The sequence below is a fragment of the Rheinheimera sp. ATLC3 genome, from assembly GCF_059429535.1.
This window is the reverse complement of sequence record NZ_CM182103.1, coordinates 2,747,697-2,767,055: the sequence shown is the minus strand read 5'-3', so window position 1 is coordinate 2,767,055 and position 19,359 is coordinate 2,747,697. Positions and strand designations below refer to the sequence as shown.

The 19,359-nt window shown below is 52.9% G+C and carries 15 protein-coding genes and 1 pseudogene; 10 read left to right on the top strand and 6 right to left on the bottom strand.

Features of this window, described 5'->3' with window-relative positions:
* Nucleotides 1–159 precede the first annotated feature (159 nt).
* The 3 genes and pseudogenes from AC5SV9_RS12820 to AC5SV9_RS12810 all read left to right on the top strand — a co-directional run bounded on the left by AC5SV9_RS12820 (nt 160) and on the right by AC5SV9_RS12810 (nt 3,880).
* Nucleotides 160–1,596, top strand: coding sequence for a sugar porter family MFS transporter (locus AC5SV9_RS12820; RefSeq protein ID WP_475149788.1), 1,437 nt, complete (start codon nt 160–162; stop codon nt 1,594–1,596).
* Nucleotides 1,597–1,699: 103 nt separating this feature from the next.
* A pseudogene (locus tag AC5SV9_RS12815) lies at nt 1,700–2,635 on the top strand (aldose epimerase family protein); the annotation flags it as partial.
* Nucleotides 2,636–3,121: 486 nt separating this feature from the next.
* On the top strand, nt 3,122–3,880 hold the full coding sequence (locus AC5SV9_RS12810; RefSeq protein WP_475149791.1) for a GNAT family N-acetyltransferase: 759 nt from the start codon (nt 3,122–3,124) through the stop codon (nt 3,878–3,880).
* 39 nt (nt 3,881–3,919) lie between these two features.
* Here AC5SV9_RS12810 and AC5SV9_RS12805 read toward each other — a convergent pair whose 3' ends face one another.
* Complete coding sequence (locus AC5SV9_RS12805; protein WP_475149792.1) at nt 3,920–4,831, bottom strand: LysR family transcriptional regulator; 912 nt, start codon at nt 4,829–4,831, stop codon at nt 3,920–3,922.
* A gap of 98 nt (nt 4,832–4,929) precedes the next feature.
* Here AC5SV9_RS12805 and AC5SV9_RS12800 point away from each other — a divergent pair, with 98 nt between their 5' ends.
* Complete coding sequence (locus AC5SV9_RS12800; RefSeq protein ID WP_475149793.1) at nt 4,930–5,256, top strand: nuclear transport factor 2 family protein; 327 nt, start codon at nt 4,930–4,932, stop codon at nt 5,254–5,256.
* Nucleotides 5,253–6,035: an SDR family oxidoreductase gene (locus tag AC5SV9_RS12795; RefSeq protein WP_475149795.1), complete on the top strand. Its 783-nt coding sequence runs from the start codon at nt 5,253–5,255 to the stop codon at nt 6,033–6,035. The genes AC5SV9_RS12800 and AC5SV9_RS12795 overlap by 4 nt, the downstream gene beginning before the upstream one ends.
* Before the next feature lie 126 nt (nt 6,036–6,161).
* On the opposite strand, the gene AC5SV9_RS12790 is transcribed toward AC5SV9_RS12795, so the two are convergent.
* From AC5SV9_RS12790 to xylB, 3 genes are all read right to left on the bottom strand, one after another.
* Nucleotides 6,162–6,770 (bottom strand): M23 family metallopeptidase, encoded by a 609-nt coding sequence (locus tag AC5SV9_RS12790; protein ID WP_475149796.1) that lies wholly within the window; start codon nt 6,768–6,770, stop codon nt 6,162–6,164.
* A gap of 152 nt (nt 6,771–6,922) precedes the next feature.
* Nucleotides 6,923–8,242: a xylose isomerase gene (gene xylA / locus AC5SV9_RS12785; RefSeq protein ID WP_475149798.1), complete on the bottom strand. Its 1,320-nt coding sequence runs from the start codon at nt 8,240–8,242 to the stop codon at nt 6,923–6,925.
* A gap of 108 nt (nt 8,243–8,350) precedes the next feature.
* The gene (gene xylB / locus AC5SV9_RS12780) at nt 8,351–9,805 is read right to left on the bottom strand and encodes a xylulokinase (protein ID WP_475149799.1); all 1,455 of its coding nucleotides are present in this window, start codon (nt 9,803–9,805) and stop codon (nt 8,351–8,353) included.
* A gap of 229 nt (nt 9,806–10,034) precedes the next feature.
* On the opposite strand from xylB, the gene AC5SV9_RS12775 reads away from it, so the two are divergent.
* The 5 genes from AC5SV9_RS12775 (at nt 10,035) to AC5SV9_RS12755 (ending at nt 17,854) form a co-directional block, all read left to right on the top strand.
* Nucleotides 10,035–11,231, top strand: a complete 1,197-nt coding sequence (locus AC5SV9_RS12775; RefSeq protein WP_134058075.1) for a XylR family transcriptional regulator — start codon at nt 10,035–10,037, stop codon at nt 11,229–11,231.
* A 163-nt stretch (nt 11,232–11,394) separates the two neighbouring features.
* A complete protein-coding gene (locus AC5SV9_RS12770) occupies nt 11,395–13,131 on the top strand; it encodes a glycoside hydrolase family 43 protein (RefSeq protein WP_475149802.1) in 1,737 nt (578 codons plus the stop codon).
* Entirely contained in the window at nt 13,128–16,010 is a 2,883-nt protein-coding gene (locus AC5SV9_RS12765; protein ID WP_475149803.1) for a glycosyl hydrolase 115 family protein, read from the top strand. Before AC5SV9_RS12770 ends, AC5SV9_RS12765 begins: the two co-directional genes overlap by 4 nt.
* Nucleotides 16,011–16,013: 3 nt before the next feature.
* Nucleotides 16,014–16,943, top strand: coding sequence for a transaldolase (gene tal / locus AC5SV9_RS12760; RefSeq protein ID WP_475149806.1), 930 nt, complete (start codon nt 16,014–16,016; stop codon nt 16,941–16,943).
* Between the two features lie 125 nt (nt 16,944–17,068).
* Complete coding sequence (locus tag AC5SV9_RS12755; protein WP_475149808.1) at nt 17,069–17,854, top strand: putative hydro-lyase; 786 nt, start codon at nt 17,069–17,071, stop codon at nt 17,852–17,854.
* 45 nt (nt 17,855–17,899) lie between these two features.
* Here AC5SV9_RS12755 and AC5SV9_RS12750 read toward each other — a convergent pair whose 3' ends face one another.
* Nucleotides 17,900–18,259: a hypothetical protein gene (locus AC5SV9_RS12750; RefSeq protein ID WP_134058087.1), complete on the bottom strand. Its 360-nt coding sequence runs from the start codon at nt 18,257–18,259 to the stop codon at nt 17,900–17,902.
* Between the two features lie 52 nt (nt 18,260–18,311).
* Nucleotides 18,312–19,151 carry a subclass B3 metallo-beta-lactamase gene (bla, locus tag AC5SV9_RS12745; RefSeq protein ID WP_475149809.1) on the bottom strand — a complete coding sequence of 280 codons (840 nt, stop codon included), beginning with the start codon at nt 19,149–19,151 and terminating at the stop codon, nt 18,312–18,314.
* Nucleotides 19,152–19,359: the final 208 nt, after the last annotated feature.

The following is a 19,359-nucleotide window of genomic DNA, read 5'->3' as shown; positions in this document are numbered from 1 at the left end:
CGACGAAAATGGCTGAATGGCCTTACCATACAACGCAAGAGTGTTAAGCGGATTAATGAAATGTACTGAAAGATTTATGTTTTTTAACAAGCAGACTGTACAGCGGGCGATTAAACTTTATGCTGCTTAAAGATAACGACAACAACAGGAGTTACCATTTTGCAGCCTGACACAGCAACACTGACCACCCCCGCCACCCACGCAGCAGAAGCTGACAATCGTGGCTTTATTTTATTTATTACTGTTGTTGCCACGCTGGGCGGCTTTTTGTTTGGTTACGACAGCGGCGTTATCAACGGTACTGTTGATGGCTTGCAACAGGCGTTTAACTCTGAAAGCGCCGGTACCGGTTTTAATGTCGCCAGCATGTTACTCGGCTGTGCAGTAGGGGCGTTTTTTGCCGGCCGCTTAGCCGATATTCTGGGCCGGCGCACCTTATTACAAATCGCGGCCGTCTGTTTTGTGATCAGCGCCTGGGGCTCGGGTATTGCAGAAAGCTCTTTGGAGTTTGTGCTATACCGCATTTTAGGTGGCCTGGCCGTGGGTGCAGCATCGGTAATGGCGCCGGCTTATATTTCCGAGGTGGCGCCGGCGCGCTATCGCGGCATGTTAACTACCGTGCAGCAGATAGCCATTATTTTTGGCCTGTTTATGGCCTTTATCAGCAATTACCTGCTGGCAAAGTTTGCCGGCGCGTCTACTTCTGTACTGTGGCTGGATTACAGCGCCTGGCGCTGGATGTTCTGGATGGAGCTACTGCCGGCAATACTGTTCTTGCTGATGTTGCTGTTTATTCCCGAAAGCCCGCGCTTTCTGGTGCTAAAAGGTAAAGCCGTGCTGGCGGCTCAGGTGCTGCGTAAGCTGTATGGCGATGCGGCAGCCGCGCGCAAGCAGGTTGATATCGAGCAGTCTTTAAGCAGTAATCATCAGCCACGGCTCAGTGATTTAATGGATAAGCCCAGCGGCAAACTGCGCCGCATTGTCTGGGTGGGCATTGGCCTGGCCACCTTTCAGCAGTTGGTGGGCATTAACGTGGTATTTTATTACGGCGCTGTGCTGTGGCAGGCGGTAGGCTTTTCCGAATCGGATGCCTTGCTGATTAATGTGATCAGCGGCGCGCTTAGTATAGCGGCCTGTGTCATTACACTGCTGGTGATTGATAAAATTGGCCGCAAACCACTGCTGAAATGGGGCTCGGTTGGTATGAGCCTGACCTTAGCACTGATGGTGCTGGCGTTTGCCAATGCCGAACAGGATGCCAGCGGCCGCTTGCTGCTGGGTGACTGGGGTGTCGTGGCGCTTATCAGTGCCAATGCCTATGTGTTCTTTTTTAATATGTCATGGGGCCCGGTAATGTGGGTCATGCTGGGTGAAATGTTTCCGAACCAAATTCGCGGTTCAGGCCTGGCAGTAAGCGGCCTGGCACAATGGGGCAGTAACTTTCTGATCACCATGACCTTCCCGCTGCTGCTTAGCAGTATTGGCCTGGCCGGTGCTTATGGCCTGTACACACTGGGGGCGGTATTGTCAGTGTGGTTTGTCGCCCGTATGGTGCATGAAACCAAAGGTAAAGAGCTGGAAGATATGCAGGGGTAATGCCGCAAGCGCTGCGGCATTAAATTCCGTAATAGCAGCGGCAGCTAACGCAATACAGCCGCTGCGCCGACAAGGTTAGGCTGGGTTATTTGCCACTGCAGGTAACCCTATGCGCCAATTTTCGTTAACTAATCTTAAAGGCGATCGCCTGACGATACTCGAGCACGGCGCCAGTATGCAAAGCTGGTCGGTTGCTATTGGCTCAGAGCAGCGTGAACTGATCCTCGGCTACGCCAACCCGCAGCAGTATCTGCAGGACAACAGCTATCTGGGAGCTGTAGTCGGCCCCTATGCGAACCGTATCGGTAATGGAAAATTGCAGTTAGCCGGGCAGCATTATCAGTTGCAGTTAAATGAAGGTAAGCACCACTTACATGGGGGGGCCAACGGCCTGCACCGTCAGCAGTGGCAGCTGCAACAGCAAACATCATCCAGCGTGCAGTTGCGCTGTATTTTACCAGATGGCCATAGCGGCTACCCCGGCCCGACAGCATTCAGCGTGCTTTATCAGCTTAATGCTGACAGCTCACTGGATGTCACGCTCAGCGCCAGTGCAACGCAACTCACACTGGCAGGCCCCACCCTGCACCCGTATTTTAATTTGTCGGGCAAAGCAGAGCCGATAAACCAGCATCAGCTATGGCTTAACGCTGAGCAATACACCCCAACCGATAGCGATAAAATCCCCACCGGTCAGCTACTGCCGGTGGACGAAACAATACTGGATTTTCGCCACTGCAAAACTATCGGCACGGTACAGCTTGATCACAATCTGGCAGTGAAAGCCGATATGCAACAGAACGCCGCAATCCTCACCAGCCCGGACCAGCAGCTTAAATTACGGGTAAGCTCAGATTACCCCGGCCTGCAGGTATATACCGGCGATTTTCTGGCCGCGCCTTTTTCCCCACGCCAGGGTATTTGCCTGGAACCGCAGTTTTACCCCGACGCGCCAAACCACAGCCAGTTTCCACTGCGGTTAACCAGCCCGGAGCAGCCATTTGTGGCGCATATCCGTTATCAGTTGGAACGGGGCTAACAACAACTGACGGAATGCAGCTGTACCGATAAGCCGTTGTAAGTTATGGATATGGGGTGTAATGTTTAAAACATTAAATTTACAGTTGGCGGCACCAAGCCCGGACTTACATAGCACTAAAAAGCGTTTGCTCCGATCCTGCAGTATTTTAGGGACGAAGCTTTCTTTACCAGCATTACGATCGCAACCGGCTTGATGTTCCAGTCGGCACTTTTAGCATTGTTAGGGGAAACAAGCGATGACAAGGAGCTTCTGGCTAGCGTTGGCACTGTTGTTTTTAATAGCAAATGAACATTTGTCCCATTTCCTGCTTGCTATTTGGGTGGGCGATTTCAGCTTTGCTGATGCGTATCAACACACCTTCCGCTATGCCACTGTTGATAGTTATATATTCTCTGCCGGTTTCAGAGCCATTCCTTACGTAGCACTGGCCCTTCTTGCAGTAAACCCCAAGGTCAGCACTAGCAGAGTTGGTAGAGTAGCCATATGGTTTACTGCATTCCTTCTGGCCGCATATCTGCTTTTAGGTTACTGGAATATGCAACATTCCCTATTTACACCGGAACACACGTCATCCACGGCTTCACTAGCACTGATATGGCTGCCCATTTGGGCACTGCTATTTGGTGGTATTGGCTACACCCTGCTTTTTTTCGTGATGAAGATATTCAGCTGGCGACGGACATAAGTAAGGCTGGTAACAAGCACTATAGAGATAGGCATATGTTAGTTCTTCGAGAATTTGAAAAAGCAGACCGCAGTAGCATTGTGACTATTCTGAACTGCCCTGAAGTTACCCGCTTTCTGTCCAGCCGAATTCCGTCCCCCTACACACTTGATGACGCAGACTGGTGGCTTGAAACAGGTTGCAAACAAGGGTTTGTAAGAGCCATCGAAATAGATGGTACCTTTGCAGGTTGCATCAGTGCGGAGCCGGGCCAGCACGAACATGCTTTTACAGGTGAAGTAGGTTATTGGTTAGCACCAGATTTCTGGCGCAAAGGCTATGCAGCGCAAGCACTACACCAGTTACTAACACAATTGCCACCGGCTATGTTTGTCAGGCTTCAGGCGACTGTTTTCCAAACAAATATAGCCTCCTGTAAAGTGCTGGAGAAATGTGGCTTTAAACTAGAAGCAACGCTGGAAAACGCACTTTTTAAGCGGGGCGGTTTTCATAATGCGGTGCTGTATGGCAAGTTAATCTGTGAAGATGCGCGAATAAATGGGGTCAGACCAAAATGAAGTCTCTAAGCCCCAGCGCAGCCGCCACATAGCCTGGATCTAAAGCTGATCGAACGGTTCCCGGTCCAGCAGGCAGTCGATAAAGGCACCGAGGAGGGCCGGTCGATGTCGTCTGCTTGGATAGTAGAGGAACAGCCCCGGCCGCGAAATCGACCAGTCTGCGAGGACCTGTACCAGCCGTCCCTGCGCTAAAAGCTCTGCCACGCCGTCTCGCTCAAAGTGATAGGCAATGCCTAGCCCGTTCAGCGCGGCTGCAATGCCGATGTCAGCATGATTGGTCACGACGGAGCCTTGCACCGCCACTTCGAGTCGTTGTCCTTGCTTATGAAACTCCCAGCGGTAGTGCCGGCCGTCCATTTGCAACCGCCAGTTGATGCACGCATGGTGATGCAATTCAGCGGGTGACTTCGGTGTGCCCCAACGCGCGAGGTAATCGGGGGATGCTACTGCCACCATGTTCAGATCTGGTGTCAGGCGCACCGCAACCATGTCTTTCTCCAGCTTGCCACCGACGCGGATACCCGCGTCAAAACGGCCTGAGACAATATCAGTCAGCGCGTCGTCGACCACGATGTCGAGAATTACGTCAGGGTGTACCTGATGAAACCGTGCAAGCTTTGGTGCAATGATAGTTCTTGCAGCGATCCCAAGCGTGTTGATGCGAAGCGTGCCACTAACCTGTCCTGATGCCTCACTGACTTCAGCGACAGCATCTGTTATCTCACGAAACAAAGGCGCTATGCGCATATATAGCTGTTCGCCACTAGCCGATGGCGCAACGCTTCGGGTTGTGCGATTCAAAAGACGCGCCCCCATGCGCCCTTCCAACTGCCGGATGGTCTGGCTCAAAGCGGAAGGCGATAACCCTAAATGCTCTGCTGCCCGGGCAAAGCTCTTACGCTCTACGACCGCGACAAAGGCCTTAAGCTCAGCAAAATCTGATCCACGCATTATATATAATTTCCTACATAACCCATCCTGATTGTGCTGTATTCACTAAACTAACACAAGGGCGCATAGTGTGATCTTTCCCGACTAAGGAGGTCATTATGTCTGCTTTAGCTCTCCCCGAACCCATTGCCGCGTATTTTGCGGCCGAACATAACCCTGACGCTCTGGCGCATTGCTTCACAGCACAAGCTGTTATGAAAGACGAGGGTCACACCTACATGGGTATCAACGCCATCAAGGCCTTTATGGCCGAGGCATCAGCTAAATACAGCGCGACGAGCGTGCCGTTTGCCATAGAGCGGGAGGACGGCTGCCAAATCGTGCGCGCTAACGTCAGCGGCAACTTCCCCGGCAGCCCGATCGTTCTGTCCTACCGCTTTCGCCTGGAACGCGGCCTGATCGCATCACTGGAGATAACAGCATGAACTTCGACCTTCATCTGAATGGCCTGCGGGCCGTTGTTACCGGCGGTACACAGGGCCTTGGCGCTGCAGTCGTCAAAACGCTTGTGGAGGCCGGAGCCCGGGTGGCGACATCTGCCCGCACGGTGCCTGCGCAGCCGCTACAGGGGGTAACCTACATAGCTGCTGACCTGTCGACGGCGGAAGGTGTAAACCATCTTGCTCAGACCATCCTGCAGGATTGGGGCGGTGCGGACATATTGATCAACGTGCTTGGTGGCTCAAAAACTCCCACTGGCGGTTTTGCTGCGATAAGCGATGAGCATTGGTTCGCCGAGCTGGATCTGAACCTGATGCCCGCCGTACGCCTCGACCGCGCACTGCTGCCGAAGATGCTGGTTCAGGGCTCGGGTGTCATCATTCATGTCAGCTCTATCCAGCGTGTGCTGCCTTTGCCTGATTCCACTACCGCCTATGCTGCAGCCAAGGCTGCCCTTACCACCTACAGCAAATCGCTGGCAAGAGAAGTGACACCAAAGGGCGTTCGTGTGCTGAGCGTGGCGCCAGGGTGGATTGAGACCGAGGCTTCCGTAGCATTCGTTGAGCGGATGGCTGCCGGAGCCGGAACGGACTACGAGGGCGGCAAGAAACTGGTGATGGACTGGCTGGGGGGGATCCCGCTTGGCCGGCCAGCCAAGCCAAACGAGGTTGCCGATCTAATCGCCTTTCTGGCGTCCCCACGCTCCGCTTCGATATCAGGGGCGGAGTACAGGATAGACGGCGGCACAGTTCCTACCCTGTAGCCTGCTGAAATCTCACTTCTCAAGTACAAAAAAGCCCGGCAAGCCGGGCAATCACACACAGGACTACGGGAGCTAAAACGTTAGCGGTACAGCACCAGATCCAGCTGGTTTCCCGGCATTAAAACGCTATAGCGCTTTGTATGTCACACCTGCCTCTAAACCACAGCCGTGGCTGGCGGTATTTTTAAAGCTGACAGGTAATGTTTGTCCGCAGGGCAGCTGGTTGTAGTGTGGCGGCAGGTTTGGGCCACAGCTTTGCACATCAAAATGTAAATGATGGCTAAGGGTTTGCCCGGTATCGCCACTAATGGCTATAACGTCCCCGGCTTGTACCTTGTCTCCTTCGCTGACTAATACCCCATTGTGAGTGAGGTGAAAGTACCTTGCTATAGTGCCGTCGCTATGGCGGATAAACACATAGTTTTCCTCCAGATCTTTGCCATTGCCATCGTGAAATTCTTCCCGCACCGCTACCACTTCACCCGCTCTTGCGGCCACGATTCTGGTACCTATCGGCATATCAAAGTCAACGGCATAGAGACCAACGCCGTTATTAGACGCGCGATAATGCCCTGTTGACACGACAACTTTGAAAGCGTGGCCAACTTCATAAGGTAATAGGTAAGCAGAACTTTGCTGATCCGGGTAAACAGTACAATCTACCTCAGGTTGAGCATAAATTATTGCTGAAATCAGCAGTAGCGCTGTAGTTGTTATTACGACAAATATTTTCATGACGTTGATCCATGGTAAAAAATGGATTAGTCGTCACGCTAAACGTAAAGGTTTGAATGGCAACATAAATAAACGTGTAAAGCGACAACTGCAAAACACAAAAAAGCCCGGCAAGCCGGGCAATCACACACAGGACTACGGGAGCTAAAACGTTAGCGGTACAGCACCAGATTCAGCTGGTTTTCCAGCAGCTCTTGCCGGCCGCTGACGGGTTGTGGATCAAGTTGTTCGCGTACAGTCAGGTCAGCCAGCGACTGCAGGCTGTGTTCACCACTCTGAATGGCTTTACCCAGGCTGTCACTCCAGCCGGCGTAGCGTTTGGCCACAGCGCTGCTGAGAAAGTCTTTTTCAATCAGTGCGGCGGCGCGTTTTAACGCCATCGCCAGATGGTCCATTCCGCCAATATGGCCATAGAACAGGTCGTAGCGGTCGAGACTCTGGCGGCGCAGCTTGGTATCGAAGTTAAAGCCACCGGTTGAGAAACCGCCGGATTTGAGAATTTCGTACATCACCAGGCTTAACTCTTCGACATTGTTCGGGAACTGATCGGTATCCCAGCCGTTTTGCGCATCGCCACGGTTAGCGTCGATACTGCCAAAAATACCGAGCGAAATGGCCGTAGCAATTTCATGGTGGAACGAATGCCCGGCCAGCGTGGCGTGGTTGGCTTCAATGTTTACTCGGAATTCTTTTTCCAGGCCAAATTGTTTTAAGAAACCATACACCGTAGCAGAGTCGTAATCGTACTGATGCTTGGTTGGCTCTTGAGGTTTAGGCTCGATAAGTAAGGTGCCTTTAAAACCGATCTTATGTTTATGCTCGACCACCATTTGCATAAAGCGGCCCAGCTGAGCGCGCTCCTGGCGTAAGTCGGTATTGAGCAGGGTTTCGTAGCCTTCACGGCCACCCCAGAGTACATAGTTGTCGCCACCCAGACGCTTGGTGGCATTCATCGCGTGAAATACCTGGGTTGCGCCATAGCTGAATACCTGTGGGTCCGGGTTAGACGCAGCACCTGCAGCATAACGCGGGTTACTGAACAGGTTAGCGGTACCCCACAGCAGTTTTACGCCACTGTCAGCCTGTTTTTGTTCCAATACATCAACCATCGCCGAGAAGTTATTAACGTACTCTTTAATGTTGCTGCCTTCGGGGGCAACGTCGGTATCGTGAAAACAGTAATACGGAATACCCAGTTTTTGGAAAAACTCGAACGCAACATCGGCTTTGTGTTTGGCTTGCTGCATCGCATCGCCAGATGCCAGCCAGGGGCGGTTAAACGTTGGCATGCCAAATACGTCCTGGCCGTTCCAGCAGAAGTTATGCCAGTAACAGGCCGCCATGCGTAAATGCTCGGCCATGGTTTTACCGAGGATTTTTTCACTGGCGTTGTAATGTTTGAACGCCAGTGGGTTAGTGCTGTCGGCACCTTCATAGGCGATTTTGTCTATCTTGTCGAAATACTGAGCCACGCTGCTCTCCTTGGTTTTGCACTAAATGCTATGGTTCTAATGTTGGGCATAGCGGCGGCATGACACAATTATGTTTTTTCAGAGCCAAGTTGTGCTTTTCACCAGTTATCAGAATAGGTCGGCCAAGCGCTGATAAAGTGCGATAAAGCGCTGGTAACGGGGCGCCAGCGCCGCATAACGCTCAGCCGAAGGCTGATGCTGACTTACCAGTGGCGGTTGCTGGCAGATATCATCCAGCGTTGCCTGCGGATTAATTGCCAGCACTGCCAGCCTGGCAGCACCCAGCGCTGGCCCGACTTCACCACTTTCACGAAAGCTCAGCGGCCGCTGCAGTACATCGGCCAGTAGCTGCCGCCAGTAAGGGCTGCGGGCACCACCACCGATCAGGTTAATCTCTGTTGGCTGTAAGCCGCTGTCATGCAGCGCTGCCGCGCCCTGCGCTAAGGCAAAGCTGACACCTTCGAGCACGGAATACGTCAGCGCCGCCCTTGTTGTACTGTGGCTTAAACCAAACCAGACGCCTTTGGCATCGGGGTTGTTGTGTGGGGTGCGCTCGCCGGATAAATACGGCAGAAACAGCGGTGCCTGCGTAGCATCTACATTGGCTTGCTGCAGCTCATCTAGCAGCGCCGCGACCGGCGTGTTGGCGACATTGTCGGCATACCATTGCAACGAGCTGGCAGCGCTTAGCATCACCGACATCAGATGCCAGCTGCCAGGCAGTGCGTGGCAAAAACTGTGTACCGCCGATTGCGGGTTAGCTTTAAAGCCGTCGCTGACAGCAAAGTACACACCAGAGGTGCCCAACGACAACATGGCCTGCCCCGGTTTCACAATACCGGCACCGACTGCACCCGCCGCATTGTCACCCCCTCCGGCAACCAGTGGCACCTGCTGCATACCCCAGCGCTGCGCCAGTTCCGGTAGCAGGCTGCCGGTGATCTGATTGCCTTCATATAACGTCGGCATATGGCTGCGGTTTAAACCACAGGCGGCCAGGAGTTCATCGCTCCAGTCGCGCTTTGCCATGTCCAGCCATAAGGTACCCGCCGAGTCGGACATGTCGGAGGCAAAATCGCCTGTCAGGCAAAAACGCAGATAGTCTTTTGGCAGCAGCACTTTGGCCACGCGGTTGAACTGTTCTGGTTCATGCTGGCGCAGCCAGAGCAATTTTGGTGCAGTAAAACCGGGCATCGCCAGGTTACCGGTCAGTTGTGTTAATGCCGGCACCTGTTGCTGTAATTGCTGGCACTGCGCGAACGAGCGGCCATCGTTCCACAAAATGGCAGGCCGGATAAGCTGATTATCAGCATCGAGCAAAGTAGCACCATGCATTTGCCCGGCCAGCCCTATGGCTTTTACACCGGCTAAACTTTGCCGTGCGGCCAGTTGCTGCATGCAGCTTTGCAATGCCTGCCACCAGTGATCCGGCGCCTGTTCCGACCACAAAGGCTGCGGCCGGCTGACCTCAAGCTCAGCGCTGGCGCTGTCGATTACTGCAGCGTTATCGCCCAACAAAATGGCTTTAATGCCTGATGTTCCCAAGTCTATACCGATGTACATGCATCACCCTTTTCTGACATTGACGGCTATCAGGCAATCTTTGTTGAGCAACCTGGCAGCAGCAATTACGAAAATTCGTAATGGGTTGCAAAATTATCATTTTTCGTTTGCCAGAGTTAACTACTGGTCTAATATTGAACACGCCTGCCCTATTTTGGTACAGGCGAAAAATAATAATAAAGCTTGATATAACAATAATGAGCAACACACTTAGCAACAGGACGGGGATATGTTTAAAGCTAAACACAGCATTACGTTGTTGTTTAATGCTAATAAAGTGTACGACAGACAAGTAATAGAGGGCATAGGCCATTATCTGCAATCTTCCAAAGTAGACTGGGACCTGTATCTGGAGGAAGACTTTTCCTGCCGCCTGGAGCACATTCATGAATGGGGTGGCGATGGCATTATCGCCGACTTTGATGATATGAATATCCAGCGTGCGCTGGCCGGCACTAACAAGCCGATCGTTGGCGTCGGAGGCTCGTACAGCGACCCGGCCGATTACCCGGCCGTACCTTATGTTGCAACAGATAACTATGCACTGGTACAAAGCGCTTACGAGCATTTAAAGCGCAAAGGGCTCGACCGGTTTGCCTTTTACAGTGTACCTACCGATGAACATCACCGCTGGGCAAGAGAGCGCGAGAATGCCATTCGCCAGCTGACGGCCCAGGATGGTTATGATTGTCAGATTTATCAGGGCCACTGCACCCGGCCAGAAACCTGGCAATACGCGATGAACCGGCTAACCGACTGGATACAAAGCCTGCCCAAACCTATTGGCATTATTGCCGTAACCGACTCGCGCGCGCGCCATTTGCTGCAAGCCTGTGAACATGTCAGCATTATCGTGCCGGACAATATTGCCATTATCGGTATTGATGATGACGATATCGCCCGTTACTTAAGCCGTATCAGCTTAAGTTCGGTTACCCAGGGCTGCTTTGAAATGGGCTACAAAGCCGCCAAATTGTTGCACACCCAGCTGAATAACATTGATGTTGGTCACAAACGCATTTTGGTAGCACCGGCCGGGGTAGCGTCGCGCCAGTCGACCGATTTTAAAGCGCTGCGCGACCCTTATGTTATTCAGGCCATGCATTACATCCGCCGTAATGCCACCCGGGGTGCCAAGGTAGAACAGGTCACCGACTTTGTCGGCATTTCCCGCTCTAATCTGGAACAGCGCTTTCGCGCTGAACGTGGCCATTCGATCCACACCGAGCTGCATAATCAGAAACTGACCAAAGCCTGCAAAATGCTGAAAGACACCCAGGTTAACCCCAGCGAAATTGCCAAGCTGTGCGGTTATCCGTCATTGCAGTATATGTATGCTGTGTTTCAGCGCCATTTTGGCCAAACACCAAAAGATTACCGCACCGAACATACCGGCGTGCCAAGTGATATGGCAGTGAATGATTAAGCTTCCAGCCAGGCGCTGAGGCTGAGCCATGAAAAAAACGCACAGCACTGACGCATTTTCATAACAGTAAGGCCATTGATGACAATGGCCTTTTTACTTTTAATGTCACTGACTTTTTCGCACGCCGTAGCGATAACGGCAAAGACGACAGGAGTGACATTCCATGCAAAACCGCTTTTCGTTAACTCTGCCAGGTCTGGCTTTACTGAGTGCACTTTGCGCCTGCCAGCCGCAAACTACACCCGACACCAGCAAGCCAGCACAGGATAGCAGCGAACCAACAAAGAACAGCGCGGCCACTGTGGCACAGTTTGACTGGTTTGAATATCAGGGCCAGGATGCGGTTTTTGCGGCGCCGTTAGAACCCGGGCAATACCAGAACCCGGTGCTGGCGGGCTTTTTCCCTGACCCCAGCATTACCCGTAATGGCGATGATTACTACATGACGGTATCGTCTTTTACGTATATGCCCGGTTTACCGATACTGCACAGCCGCGATCTGGTGAATTGGCAGATCATAGGTTATGCGTTGACACAACAGTCGCAACTGCAGATGGATGGCTTACAGGTGTCACGCGGTATTTTTGCGCCGACGCTGCGCTATCACGATGGCACTTACTACCTGATCACCACAGTAGTCGACAGAGGTGGTAACTTTATTCTGACCGCCACCGACCCGGCAGGCCCGTGGTCGGAGCCGATCTGGCTACCGGAAATAGACGGTATAGACCCGGATATCTTCTTCGATGACGATGGCAAAGTGTATATCGCCCACAATGGTGACCCGGTCGAATCACTGTACGAGGGCCACAAAGCCATCTGGCTATGGCAGTATGATCCGAAAAGCCAGAAAGTGCTGCCCGACTCCAAACGCCTGCTGGTAAATGGCGGTGTTGACCTGAGCACTAAGCCGATCTGGATTGAAGCGCCGCATCTGTATAAGCACGACGGCTGGTATTATTTGCTGTGCGCTGAAGGTGGCACAGCCGACCAGCACTCGGCGGTTATTTTTCGCAGCCGCAGCCTGACCGAACCTTTTGTGCCCTACAGCAACAACCCTATTCTGACCCAGCGTAATTTAGCACCTGAGCGGCCAGACCCTATCACCACCGCCGGTCATGCCGATTTTGTGCAGCTACCAGATGGCAACTGGTGGGCCGTATTTCTGGCCAGCCGCGCTTATCAAGAGCGCTATTTTAACACCGGCCGCGAAACCTTCTTATTACCGGTAAGCTGGCAGGATGGCTGGCCGCATATTCTGCCAGCCGGGCAACCTATTCCCTATCGCCTGTCGGCGCCAGAGCTTAACGTTGCGTCGGTTGCAGAGCCACTGACAGGCAATTTTACCTGGCGTGATGAGTTTGATAGTAACGAGCTGAATTTACACTGGAATGCACTAAGGCGCTTTGACCACAGCTGGCTTGCGTTCAATAGTGGCCATCTGCAGTTAACCGCCAAGCCTGACAGCCTTGCCAGCATGCAACAGCCGGCCTTTATCAGCCGCCGCCAGCAGCATACAAACTTTACTGCCAGCACCGCGCTTAGCGTGCCAGCGGCACCCGTATCTGCCGGTATCGTCGCCTTTCAAAACGAGCAATACCATTACTATCTGGGTGTTCGGCAAACCAGCAGCGGCAGCGAGGTTTTTCTGCAGCAGGCCAATGGCGCAACGCCGGAAAATATTGCCAGTATGCCTCTGCCAGAGGGAACAAACAGCGTGCAGTTAAAAATCAGCGGCAACGCAGGCAGCATCAGCTTTTATTACGCAGTAGCAGACAACGACTGGCAGCCGGTTGCCACTGAGCAGGACGCCTTACTGCTAAGCACCCAGGTAGCAGGTGGCTTTGTCGGCACTATGCTGGGGCTGCATAGCCATCTGGAGGCGGAGTCTCAGCCATGAGACAACTGCTGTTACTGGCCACCTTGCTGCTTAGCCATGCGGTTCAGGCGTTACCCGGCAACTATCTGGCGCAGCAGCGCGCTGACGGTGATTTTGCACTGGCCGCTACCGGCAGCCAGGCGCTGATCCTGGTTGATCAGCACGAGCATAAAGGCGTGCTGCGGGCGGTAGACAGCCTGCAGCGCGATATTAACAGCGTCAGCGGCAGGCAGCTTGCTATCGCGACACAGGGCCGGGCGAAACAGCTGCTGATTATTGGCAGCCTGGGTAACAATGCCCTGCTGGATCAGCTGGTAAGCAGCGGTAAACTGGATGTCAGCGCTATTGCTGGCAAATGGGATGCGTATCAAATTCAGCTGATCACGCAACCGTTGCCCGGTGTTGACCAGGCACTGGTCATCGCCGGCAGTAATAAGCGCGGTGCCATCTATGGTATTTATGATCTGGCTGAAACCCTAGGCGTATCGCCGTGGCACTGGTGGGCCGATGTGCCACCGGTTCAGCGCGCTGAGCTTTATATCAAAGCTGGCACCGCATTTAGCGATGCCCCTAAAGTGAAGTACCGCGGTATTTTTCTCAACGACGAGCACCCGGCACTGACGAACTGGAGCGAAGAGAAATTTGGCGGCTACAACAGCCGGTTTTACCTGCATGTGTTTGAACTGCTGCAGCGGTTAAAAGCCAATTTTCTCTGGCCAGCGATGTGGAACAATGCTTTTGCCGACGATGACTGGCAAAACGCTGTACTGGCCGACGAAATGGGCATAGTGATGAGCACCAGCCATCATGAGCCTATGATGCGCGCCGACAAAGAGTGGAACCGCTACGGTGAAGGCCCGTGGGAGTATTCTACCAACCGCGACAACATCTATAAGTTCTGGCAACAGGGTGCAACACGGCATAAAAATCTGGAAAGTCTGTTTACACTGGGTATGCGCGGCCAGGAAGACGAGCCGATGAGCGAAGGCGACAATATTGAGCTGCTACAGCAGATCGTCGCCGATCAGCGGCAGATTCTGCAGAAAACCTTCAACGACAGGCCAATAGCAAGCGTGCCACAAGTGTGGGCGCTGTACAAAGAAGTACAGGGCTTTTACGAGCGAGGCATGCGGGTGCCGGACGATGTTACCCTGCTGTGGGCCGACGATAACTTTGGCAATATCCGCCGCCTGCCGACCAAGGCAGAGCGTAACCGCAGTGGCGGTGCCGGGGTGTATTATCACTTTGACTATGTGGGTGCGCCCCGATCCTACCGTTGGATTAACACCGTGCCGCTGGCGAAAATCTGGCAGCAGATGAGCCTGGCCTGGCAGTATCAGGCCGACAGGATCTGGATAGTGAACGTTGGCGACTTAAAGCCAATGGAGTTACCAACAGATTTCTTTTTGCGCATGGCCTGGAACCCGGACGCCTTTAACGCAGACAATCTGCAACAATTTACCACCGACTGGGCTGCCCAGCAGTTTGGTGCGGCGCAAGCGCCCGCTATTGCCTCGTTACTACAAACTTATACTGCGCATAATGGCCGGCGTAAACCGGAAGCCATAGAGCCGGACAGCTACAGCATTTTGCACTACGCTGAAGCTGAGCGTATCAGCACTGAACTGGCGCAGACAGAAGCACTTGCCGACAAGGTACAGCAACAGTTAACAGCGCAGTTGCAGGATGCCTATGTGCAGCTGGTGGCCCACCCGCTAAAAGCCAGCCGGGCGGTATTTGAGCTAAACCGTGCCGTAGCGATGAACCAGCTACATGCTCAGCAGGGCCGCGCCAGCACTAACTACTGGGCAGAGCGGGTAAAGTATTGGTTTGACACCGACGCCAACCTGACAGCGCAGTACCATAGCCTGGGCAATGGCCGCTGGAACCATATGATGTCGCAACCGCATATCGGCTTTACCTACTGGCGTAACCCTCCGGCCAATTTAATGCCGGTGGTATCCGTAGCCAGCCCTATGCCGGTGGCCGATATGGGCGTGGCAGCAGAAGGTTCAAAGCTGTCCTGGCCGATAAGTGAATACCGTGGTGAACAACTGAAACTCGATAGCTTTTACCCGCATGGCCAACAGCAGCGCCAGATTGAAGTATTTAATAAAGGCAGCGAGCCGTTTGAATTCAGCGCTAAGGCGTCGGCCGATTGGGTAACGCTGAGCCAGAGTCAGGGAGCAGTAAAAACAGAACAGCGCATTGCAGTCTCAATTGACTGGCGTAAAGCGCAAACTGGCTTAAACCAGGCAGAGGTATATATTCAGGGTACCGGCTGGGGCGGCGCTAAAGTGCAGGTGTCAGCCTTTAAGCCCGCTGTAGCAGCCACCACAGGTTTTGTTGAAGCCGATGGCTATATAGCGCTGGATGCCGCCAGCGCTAAGGTGGGCGGTAGCTCTGCACATGCCCGCTGGCAAAAGCTTGAAGGCTTTGGCCATAGCGCTGCCGCCATGGTGGCATTGACTGAACGGGATTATCAGCCCGACGAAGCCAATATCCGCCAGGCACCGTATCTGGAATACCCGCTGTATTTTCACAGTACCGGTCAGGTAATGCTGCACAGCACCGTGGCACCTACGCTACAGCTGCTGCCCGGCCGAAAATTACGCTTTGCCGTGGCGCTGGATGACGCGCCGCCGATCATTGTTGATACGTTGCCCGATAGCAGCGAACACGCCTGGCAACACGCAGTGCTGGATGGCAGCCGCACCATAACTACACCCCTGCACATCACACGCAGCGGTGCCCACCGGTTACGTATTTACCTGCTCGACCCGGCAGTGGTTCTGCACAGGCTGCTGCTTGACAGCGGCGGCGTAAAACCAAGTTATCTCGGCCCGCCGCAAAGCCTGTACCTGACAAACGGCACAGCGGCCATTAACGGAGCACAGTAAGCGATGAACCCTTTAGAGCAACTAAAAGAGATGACCACAGTGGTCGCAGACAGCGGTGATATAGACGCCATTCGCCAACTGCAACCTATAGATGCGACAACAAACCCATCACTTATCCTGCAGGCTGGCGCACAACCACAGTACCGCCATCTGCTTAGTAAAGCGCAATCTGCTTACCCGTCGAACCTGCAAGCTGCTTGCGAGCAGGTTACGGTAAATTTTGGTGTCGAGATTCTGCACCATATTCCGGGCCGGGTATCGACTGAAATTGATGCCCATCTGTCGTTTAACTGTAGTGCCAGCATCGACAGCGCCCTGCGGATCATCGAACGCTATCAGCAAGCGGGTGTCGATAAGGCGAGGGTGCTGATTAAACTTGCGGCAACCTGGCAGGGCATTCAGGCTGCAGCAGAGCTGGAAAAGCGCGGCATTCACTGCAACCTGACATTACTGTTCAGCCTGACACAGGCTAAGGCCTGTGCTGATGCCGGTGTGACACTGATTTCACCTTTTGTCGGCCGCATTCTGGACTGGTACAAACAGCACCAGCCAGAGCAGGATTTTGCCGGACAAAACGACCCGGGCGTACAATCTGTTAAACGTATTTATCAGTATTACAAGCAGCATGGCATCGATACGGTCGTTATGGGTGCCAGCTTTCGCAATATTGAACAAATACGTCAGCTGGCCGGTTGTGATCTGCTCACCATAGCGCCGGATTTGCTGTCGCAGTTACAGACATCATCTGAGCCACTGACCAGAATGTTGCAACCGCAACAAGCTGCCAGCAGCACTAAACCTGAGGCGTTGGCCGAAGCTGACTTTTTATGGCAACTGAATGAAGATGTGATGGCCAGTGACAAGCTGGCTGAAGGCATTCGCAAGTTTGCTGCCGATCAGCGTAAACTGGAACAGCTGCTTAGTACACTGTAACCATCAGGCAAACGCTTTAATAACGAGTTTCACAGGGCTTGCGCTTCATTCTGCCGCAAGCCGCTTTACCTTATCAGCACAAATACGCACTATAAGCTGGCGTGCAACAGTGCAGAGAACCCGTTATGTCAGTGCTTACTCCCTATCAGTTACGTCAACAGTGCCGCAGCGGCCAGTTCAGCGGCAATACCTCCGGATTTGCGCCGGGTTTTGTCCAGGCCAATATGGCGATACTGCCAAAACAGTATGCGGCCGATTTTCTGCAGTTTTGCCATTTCAACCCCAAGCCCTGCCCGCTGCTGGGTATGGCGGCCGCACCCGGTGCTATCGATATGCCGTCTTTGGCGACAGAGCTTGATATCCGCAGTGATCTGCCCAGATACCGGGTGTTTAAAAACGGCGAGCTTACCGATGAAGTTACCGATGTAAAAAGCATCTGGCGCGATGATTTAGTGACCTTTTTAATTGGCTGTTCGTTTTCATTTGAAGAATCACTGTTGGCCGACGGCCTGGAAATTCGCAACATTACCGAGAAAGTGAATGTGCCTATGTACCGCACCAATATTGCCTGTTCCCCTGCCGGCGTATTTCATGGTGGTATGGTGGTCAGTATGCGGCCAATGAAACCGGTCGATGCGATACGGGCGATTCAGATTTGTTCGCGTTTTCCGCAGGTACATGGTGCACCGGTGCACTTTGGCGATCCCGCAGTTATTGGCATTAACAACATAGATAAACCTGACTTTGGTGATGCGGTAACGATACGGCCGGGCGAAGTACCGGTATTCTGGGCTTGCGGCGTAACGCCTCAGGTGGCCATAGCCAACGCCAAAGTGGATTTTTGCATAACCCACAGCCCTGGCCATATGTTGGTTACCGATATCCCAAACAGTAAACTGTCAGTGCTGTAGCGTACTGTGTAGTACGTTACTTTTGAACGTTGAGGCAGACGCCAGCTATTTTCTGATAAATAAGTAAACAGCTGAATAAAACACCGGCAGCAAACATAACGCCAAGCCGGCTGGTGTTGTGGCCTGCTGCATAATTGTCAGATTGGTTATCAGCATCAATGATGTCAACATAGCTGCCGAGACAGATAATGCTAGTACGAGCTGTTTTTGAGATATCGCCGAAGCAGAAAAGTACCCGCCTGAAAAAAAGTTACTTAAGGTGTCCTTGACCGATGCGCTCCCTGTCAGAAAGAGAATATTGAGAATCAGCCAGAAGGCTAATGTCACTGTATCCAACAGTGACATTAGATTTACCTGTGAGTACGCGACAACGACCAATAACACAGCAAACTTGAACACCGGCATGCTAGATTCCTTTTTCAGATGATTTAACTCTGTATCTATCACCTTGTTGCCGTTACTTATCGGCTGACGTTTTTTCTTTTGTTAAACGCTGCTCTAAACGCCCTGTTACAGCATCAGCGTAGCTGACGCAGCCTTGCGGGTCAGATAAACCGTCACGGCTTTGCAGCCGCGTGCGCATGTTGCTGGCTGACGGATGAGGCGTCAGCAGAACCTGACAGTCCAGTTTGGCAAGCGTATTCAAACCGGCTCTATAGGCCTTGAGGTAACTCAGGTGTTCACTAAAACGGTAACTGTCACTGCTGACCGGCGATAAACTGTCAGCATACACCAGCACCTGGCATTGCCCGGCTTCGCAGCTGCGCCACTGCCAGCTGAGGGCACCCGGCGTATGGCCGGGAGTAGCGATTGGCATCAGGCTCAAGTCGCCCAGATTAACCGCCGTTCCCGCCGTCACCTGGCCATCCACTCTTGCCGGTGGAAACGGCTTGTGCATACCTGCCTGGGGGTCGGCGCTACTAACCACTCCACTTGCGAGCACCGGCGCGGCGGCGGCCGACGCCAGCAATTTTGCTCCGCTTAATTGCTGTAATCTGGCTAAGCCGGCAACATGATCAAAATGCTCGTGGCTTTGCAGCAACAATTTAATATCACTCAGCGAAAAACCGAGCGAGCGGATATTGTTCGCAATAACATCTGCGCCGGCTTCTGTCGCGCCATCAATCAAAATATGGCCCTTATCACCTGTGATCAAAATAGCGCTGATCCCACAGGTACCAACATAGTAACTGTTGCCATAAATGCGATATGGCGGGCCGGCTTTGTCCCAGTCATCCCAATCAGCGCAACGCGCTACCCAGTCGGATACCGGCGGGCTGGCTACTGTCTTTGGCACACTGCTGCAGGCAGCCAACAACATTATTAACAGACAGAAAAAACAGCGGATGAATGTCCGGTAAGTCACAACAGCGCTCCGTTAGCTAAAAGATAAACATTGGTTAATAAGGTCAACTGCATCATTAACCATGCTTATGCCGGTTGCAAGTGGTTTACAGTGCATATTGACCGCTGTACGCATGATAAAAATTGCTGTATTTTCTAAA